Origin of the sequence: Pseudomonas sp. BBP2017, from assembly GCF_003024385.1 — a bacterium.
Classification (GTDB): Bacteria; Pseudomonadota; Gammaproteobacteria; order Pseudomonadales; family Pseudomonadaceae; genus Aquipseudomonas.
Map to the genome: position 1 here is coordinate 179360 of NZ_PVZN01000008.1, position 6520 is coordinate 185879.

General features: G+C 55.7%; 8 protein-coding genes and 4 tRNA genes. All 12 read right to left on the reverse strand.

The window, feature by feature from the left end; all coding sequences use genetic code 11:
- Window positions 1-116: 116 nt before the first annotated feature.
- Window positions 117-812: a 50S ribosomal protein L1 gene (gene rplA / locus C6382_RS12820; protein ID WP_028944938.1), complete on the reverse strand. Its 696-nt coding sequence runs from the start codon at window positions 810-812 to the stop codon at window positions 117-119.
- Window positions 812-1243, reverse strand: coding sequence for a 50S ribosomal protein L11 (gene rplK / locus C6382_RS12825; protein ID WP_028944937.1), 432 nt, complete (start codon window positions 1241-1243; stop codon window positions 812-814). The genes rplA and rplK overlap by 1 nt, the downstream gene beginning before the upstream one ends.
- Before the next feature lie 119 nt (window positions 1244-1362).
- Window positions 1363-1896 carry a transcription termination/antitermination protein NusG gene (nusG, locus tag C6382_RS12830; RefSeq protein WP_010220294.1) on the reverse strand — a complete coding sequence of 178 codons (534 nt, stop codon included), beginning with the start codon at window positions 1894-1896 and terminating at the stop codon, window positions 1363-1365.
- Between the two features lie 9 nt (window positions 1897-1905).
- Window positions 1906-2274: a preprotein translocase subunit SecE gene (gene secE, locus C6382_RS12835; protein WP_107024814.1), complete on the reverse strand. Its 369-nt coding sequence runs from the start codon at window positions 2272-2274 to the stop codon at window positions 1906-1908.
- A 45-nt stretch (window positions 2275-2319) separates the two neighbouring features.
- Window positions 2320-2395 (reverse strand) — tRNA-Trp (locus tag C6382_RS12840).
- Window positions 2396-2448: 53 nt separating this feature from the next.
- Window positions 2449-3642: an elongation factor Tu gene (tuf, locus tag C6382_RS12845; RefSeq protein WP_010220303.1), complete on the reverse strand. Its 1194-nt coding sequence runs from the start codon at window positions 3640-3642 to the stop codon at window positions 2449-2451.
- An 85-nt stretch (window positions 3643-3727) separates the two neighbouring features.
- Window positions 3728-3803, reverse strand: a tRNA-Thr gene (locus tag C6382_RS12850).
- 27 nt (window positions 3804-3830) lie between these two features.
- Window positions 3831-3904 (reverse strand) — tRNA-Gly (locus C6382_RS12855).
- 23 nt (window positions 3905-3927) lie between these two features.
- A tRNA-Tyr gene (locus C6382_RS12860) sits at window positions 3928-4012 on the reverse strand.
- 143 nt (window positions 4013-4155) lie between these two features.
- On the reverse strand, window positions 4156-4584 hold the full coding sequence (locus C6382_RS12865) for a hypothetical protein (RefSeq protein ID WP_107024815.1): 429 nt from the start codon (window positions 4582-4584) through the stop codon (window positions 4156-4158).
- 7 nt (window positions 4585-4591) lie between these two features.
- Window positions 4592-5338, reverse strand: a complete 747-nt coding sequence (locus C6382_RS12870) for a pantothenate kinase (RefSeq protein WP_107024816.1) — start codon at window positions 5336-5338, stop codon at window positions 4592-4594.
- Complete coding sequence (birA, locus tag C6382_RS12875) at window positions 5328-6287, reverse strand: bifunctional biotin--[acetyl-CoA-carboxylase] ligase/biotin operon repressor BirA (RefSeq protein ID WP_107024817.1); 960 nt, start codon at window positions 6285-6287, stop codon at window positions 5328-5330. The genes C6382_RS12870 and birA overlap by 11 nt, the downstream gene beginning before the upstream one ends.
- Between the last annotated feature and the right edge of the window lie 233 nt (window positions 6288-6520).

Here is a 6520-nt window from a genome sequence, read left to right on the forward strand (position 1 = left end):
CACCATCTGCGTAGGCTTGAGGTTTAAGGCTTGCGCCGCCTACGGTCTTGGATAGCCCCCGCCAGGCAGGGACCCCAATTTTTAAGCGGACGCGATTACTCGCGCCGGCTTTTGTCTTACGCGTTCAGCGAGCTCTGGTCGATAACCAGACCTGGGCCCATAGTGGTGCTCAGGGTAACGCGCTTAACGTAGATACCTTTCGAAGAAGCTGGCTTGATACGCTTCAGATCAGCGATCAGGGCTTCAACGTTTTCCTTCAGCTTGCCAGCTTCAAAGCCGACCTTGCCAACGGAGGTGTGGATGATGCCGTTTTTGTCGGTGCGATAACGAACCTGACCAGCCTTGGCGTTTTTGACTGCGGTGGCTACGTCTGGAGTTACGGTACCGACTTTCGGGTTAGGCATCAGGCCGCGAGGACCCAGAACCTGACCCAGCTGACCTACAACACGCATTGCGTCCGGGGAAGCAATAACGACGTCATAGTTCAGGTCGCCGCCTTTCATTTCGGCAGCCAGATCGTCCATACCTACACGGTCAGCGCCGGCAGCCAGAGCGGCCTCAGCAGCTGGACCCTGGGTGAAGACAGCAACACGTACGGTCTTGCCAGTGCCGTGAGGCAGCACGGTAGCGCTACGAACGACCTGGTCGGATTTACGTGGGTCAACGCCGAGGTTGACAGCAACGTCGAAGGATTCGCTGAACTTCACGGTGGACAGTTCGGCCAGCAGCACTGCTGCGTCTTCGAAGTTGTAGACTTTGCCAGCTTCGAGCTTCGAAGCAATGGCCTTTTGGCGCTTGGTCAGCTTAGCCATTACACACCCTCCACGTTGAGGCCCATGCTGCGAGCAGAACCGGCGATGGTACGCACGGCTGCTTCCATGTCAGCGGCAGTCAGATCAGCATTTTTGGTTTTTGCGATCTCTTCCAGCTGAGCACGGGTCACAGTACCGACTTTAACGGTGTTCGGACGTGCAGAACCGCTGGTCAGGCCAGCTGCCTTCTTCAGCAGAACCGAAGCAGGGGTGCTTTTGGTTTCGAAGGTGAAGCTGCGGTCACTGTAAACAGTGATGATCACAGGAGTCGGCAGGCCGGCTTCTTGACCCTGAGTACGGGCGTTGAAGGCCTTGCAGAATTCCATGATGTTCACACCGTGTTGACCCAGTGCTGGACCAACGGGTGGGCTTGGGTTGGCCTGGCCGGCCTTTACTTGCAGCTTGATGTAAGCCTGAATCTTCTTAGCCATGAGCTACTCCAATATCGGGTACGAACGCCAGAAGGCTCCCCGGATTACTTGCGTTTTATCCCAGTGACGACAAAACCCCGCAGCACATAGGGCTGCGGGGTATGGGATACTTTGTTCGGCTAGACCTTTTCGACCTGGCTGAACTCGAGCTCTACCGGGGTAGAGCGACCGAAAATAAGCACGGCCACTTGGATCCGGCTCTTCTCGTAGTTAACCTCTTCAACAGTACCGTTGAAATCAGCAAACGGACCATCGATAACACGAACCACTTCACCTGGCTCGAACAGAGTCTTAGGCTTAGGCTTGTCGCTGCCATCGGCAACGCGACGCAAGATAGCTTCAGCTTCCTTGTCGGTGATCGGCGCAGGCTTGTCCGCAGTACCACCAATGAAGCCCATGACCCGAGGGGTGTCCTTGACCAAGTGCCAAGTCCCTTCGTTCATGTCCATTTGCACCAGAACATAGCCTGGGAAGAACTTACGCTCGCTTTTGCGCTTCTGGCCATTGCGCATCTCAACCACTTCTTCAGTGGGGACCAGAATCTCGCCGAAGCCATCTTCCATGCCAGCCAGCTTTACGCGCTCGATCAGCGAGCGCATTACATGCTTCTCGTAACCCGAGTAAGCATGCACAACGTACCAACGCTTAGCCACGGGACACCCTTAGCCAACAATCAAGGAAATCAACCAACCGAGCAGGGAGTCGAGACCCCACAGCAGCAGCGCCATCACCAAAACAACCGCCACTACGATGAGCGTGGTTTGCATGGTCTCTTGACGGGTTGGCCATACGACTTTACGAATCTCGGTGCGCGCTTCCTTTAGCAACGTAAAGAACGACTTGCCTTTAGCAGTCTGCAAAGCCAAAAAGCCGGCTGCAGCAGCAAGAGCAAGCAGTGCGAGTACGCGATACAGAATCGGGAAGTCGGAATAATAAATATTACCCACAACACCAACGAATACCAAAGCGACAACAGCCAGCCACTTGAGCAGGTCAAAACGAGAGTCTTGGGCTTCAGCCTTGGGAGTCATCTAGGAAGATCCTGTGAAAAGAAAGCCAGACACACGAGGTGAATCTGGCAGGTCAGGAGGGAATCGAACCCCCAACCTACGGTTTTGGAGACCGTCGCTCTGCCAATTGAGCTACTGACCTAAAAGCTTATCAGGCCGGCCATTATGCCGGCCTGATCGAGAGAAATCAACTACTTATTCGATAATCTTCGCTACGACGCCAGCGCCAACGGTACGACCGCCTTCACGGATAGCGAAACGCAGACCATCTTCCATTGCGATGGTTTTGATCAGAGTGACAGTCATCTGGATGTTGTCACCTGGCATTACCATTTCAACGCCTTCTGGCAGCTCGCAGTTACCAGTCACGTCAGTAGTACGGAAGTAGAACTGTGGACGGTAGCCTTTGAAGAACGGAGTATGACGGCCGCCTTCTTCCTTGCTCAGAACGTAAACTTCTGCAGTGAACTTGGTGTGCGGCTTGACCGAACCTGGCTTGACCAGAACCTGACCACGCTCAACGTCGTCACGCTTGGTGCCACGCAGCAGCACGCCGCAGTTCTCACCAGCACGACCTTCATCCAGCAGCTTGCGGAACATCTCAACACCGGTGCAGGTGGTGGTGGTAGTGTCACGCAGACCAACGATTTCCAGGGCGTCTTGAACGCGGACGATACCACGCTCGATACGACCGGTAACAACGGTACCACGACCCGAGATCGAGAATACGTCCTCGATTGGCATCAGGAACGGCTTGTCGATAGCGCGCTCAGGCTCTGGGATGTAGCTGTCCAGAGTCTCAACCAGCTTCTTGACAGCGGTGGTGCCCATTTCGTTGTCGTCTTTGCCTTCCAGCGCCATACGAGCCGAACCGATGATGATCGGGGTGTCGTCGCCTGGGAAGTCGTAGGTGGACAGCAGGTCGCGAACTTCCATTTCGACCAGTTCCAGCAGCTCAGCGTCGTCTACCAGGTCAGCCTTGTTCAGGAAGACCACGATGTACGGAACGCCAACCTGACGGGACAGCAGGATGTGCTCACGGGTTTGCGGCATCGGACCATCGGCGGCCGAGCAAACCAAGATCGCGCCATCCATCTGGGCAGCACCGGTGATCATATTCTTCACGTAGTCAGCGTGACCTGGGCAGTCAACGTGAGCGTAGTGACGAATGTTCGAGTTGTACTCGACGTGCGCGGTGTTGATGGTGATACCGCGAGCTTTCTCTTCTGGAGCCGAGTCGATCTTGTCGAACTCAACAACGGCCGAACCGAAAACCTCGGAGCAGACGCGAGTCAGCGCTGCGGTCAGCGTGGTCTTACCATGGTCAACGTGACCAATGGTGCCGACGTTCACGTGCGGCAGACTACGATCGAACTTTTCCTTAGCCATCGAGACAATCCTCAGCAAGAAGAAATAAGCAAGTCAATACGACCATTAAAACAAAGGCAGATATTTTCATATCTGCCTTGTTATATGGAGCTCTTGAGCGGATTTGAACCGCTGACCTCACCCTTACCAAGGGTGTGCTCTACCAACTGAGCTACAAGAGCGTAACACTGTGCAACAACCGCAAAACTTGGAGCGGGTAGCGGGAATCGAACCCGCATCATCAGCTTGGAAGGCTGAGGTTCTACCACTAAACTATACCCGCGGAGCTTGCAGCTCTCGCTAAAATGGTGGAGGGGGAAGGATTCGAACCTTCGAAGTCGTAGACGTCAGATTTACAGTCTGATCCCTTTGGCCGCTCGGGAACCCCTCCTGAGCTGGGCGGCATTTTCAACTCTTGCCGTCCTGCTGTCAAGCTTTTTCTCATTAAAATCTTGAGGTTAGCTAATTTGACAGCTGCTTCTCAGTGTTGCCACTTAGTGGTCATCCCTGTGAAGCGGGCGCCATTCTATCAAGCTATTCGCCAGTTGCAATACCCCTGCACAACATTATTTTATGTTTTAAGTCTTTGAAATCATGGGAAAGTGTTCCGAGCAGGGTTTGGTCCAGCAAACGCTGGCTCTGCGGCGCTATCTGCAGCCACAGGCCGGTCGCATCGCCAAGCCGACCCACCACCGGAATAGCAGCCACATCCAGGGTGAGCAGGCGCTGGCGCAAGGCATCGAGCTGCTCCTGAGTGCTCATGCCACCGACATAAAGGCATTCCTGACCACGCTCGGGAGCCTGTTTACCTGGATGAGACTCGCTCAACAGGCGGATATCCTGCTGATTACCCTTGTACAGCGATAGGGGGGCGACCTCCTTGACCTTCAAGGGCGCTTCCTGCTGATGCCAGACGTAATAGACGCCATTAAGCACCACCAGCAACAGAAACAACCAACGCATAGTCACCTCAATCCAGGGGGCAGGCCATGGCCAGGCCCACAAACACCAAGTCCGGCACCACTCGGGCATTCGGCGCGGCCTCTTGCACCAGGGGCGCGTCACCCCCAGTCAGCAATACGGTGAAATTTTCACCCCACAAGGCTTGTGCATGCTCGAGCTGGGAACGAACGAAACCTTGAAGCATATGCACACAGCCGCGCTCAACCGCCTCTACCGTTGAGCGCCCAGGCGCCATACTCGACAAAGCACGCTCGGCCGACGCATCGTCATATCGAATACGACGGGTATGGGTGCGCAACTGGCTGCGCATCAACGGCATGCCAGGACAGATGAAGCCTCCCAGGTGCTCGCCATCCGCAGCAATGAAGTCCGCCTTGGCCGCCGTACCAAAATCCATGACCAGACATGCACCCTTGGCCAAGCGATAAGCTCCCAGGACAGCCAGCCAACGATCCAGGCCCAGGCGCTGGTAATCCTCATAACCATTGCGCACACCGCCAACCTCTTTGGCTGGCTGCGCAACCAGTACGCGCAGGCCAAAGTGCTGAAGCAGCAGCGCCGAAAGGTCGGATGTTTCTTCTTCACTTCGGACACTGACCAGACGGCAACGTTGAGGCGCTTGAGGAAGCGCGCCGACCGCCGCCAACAAAGCCTGATCAGAATCGACTACGCCGCCCGCCACGACAGACACATCGGCACTGCGGATAACGCGCCACTTGATAAAGCTGTTACCGCAATCGAGCTCAAGAATCATCACGCAACCTCAAACTGAGCTCACCACCACTGAAGCTCTTCTCTACGCCACCGACTTCAAGACGCAATGCGCCCTGACCATCGATACCCAATACCACACCGTCGATCTTGTTGACTCCGGCAATCAAGGAAACCGCCCTCCCCTGCCACAGATGCGCCTGCTCCCACTCATGCTGGAATGCGGCGAAACCGGTCCGCCGATGCCGCTCCAGGTCGAGCTGCAGATTGTGATTGAGCCTGGCGACCAACAGATTGCGATCTATGGCCGCGCCCGTCTCGCGGCGTACCGAGGTCCATTGCTGATCGACCTCGGTGGTAGCCTGCATGTTCACATTGATACCGATACCCAGCACCACATGGCAGACATCAGCGGGATCGCCAACCAACTCCAGCAGGATACCGGCAATCTTTTGATTATTGACCAGGACATCGTTCGGCCACTTCAAACCGGCATCAGAAACACCGAAAGACTGCAGCGTACGCATGACCGCAAGCCCCACGACCAGACTCAAGCCTTCGAGCTGACGCATGCCGCCTTCAATGCGCAGCACCAGGCTGTAATAGAGGTTCTCGGCAAATGGACTGACCCACTGACGCCCACGCCGCCCGCGCCCTGCCGTCTGACGCTCAGCCAGAACCAAAAAGGGTGCGACCCGGCCTTCGGTAATTGCGCGCAAGGCCTGGGCATTGGTCGAGTCGATGGAGTCGAATACCTGCGCAGGCCAACGCTCGCCCTGCGAGCACTCGGCGATAGCCGACTCCTCCAGCAGGGACAGCGGCGCGGCTAACTGATAGCCACGACCACGCACTTTATGAATAGGTAGATTCAGCTCGGCCTCGAGGTGCTGTAACTGCTTCCAGACAGCACTGCGACTTACGCCAAGGGCGACCCCCAGATCCTGCCCGGAATGGAACCGGCCATCCTTGAGGAGCTTCAACAACTTCAGCATGCCAATCTCGACTCGTAATGAGGCTGGCATGATAGCTATGCAGGTAGGGATTGCATAGAAAACTGATGGGATTGAGATACTTGAGGAGGCGTCTTCTGCGGAGGCGAATTACCGCCCGGAAAAGACAAAACCCCTACCTGCATATGCAGATAGGGGTTTCGGAATTTAATCTTGACGATGACCTACTCTCACATGGGGAAACCCCACACTACCATCGGCGATGCATCGTTTCA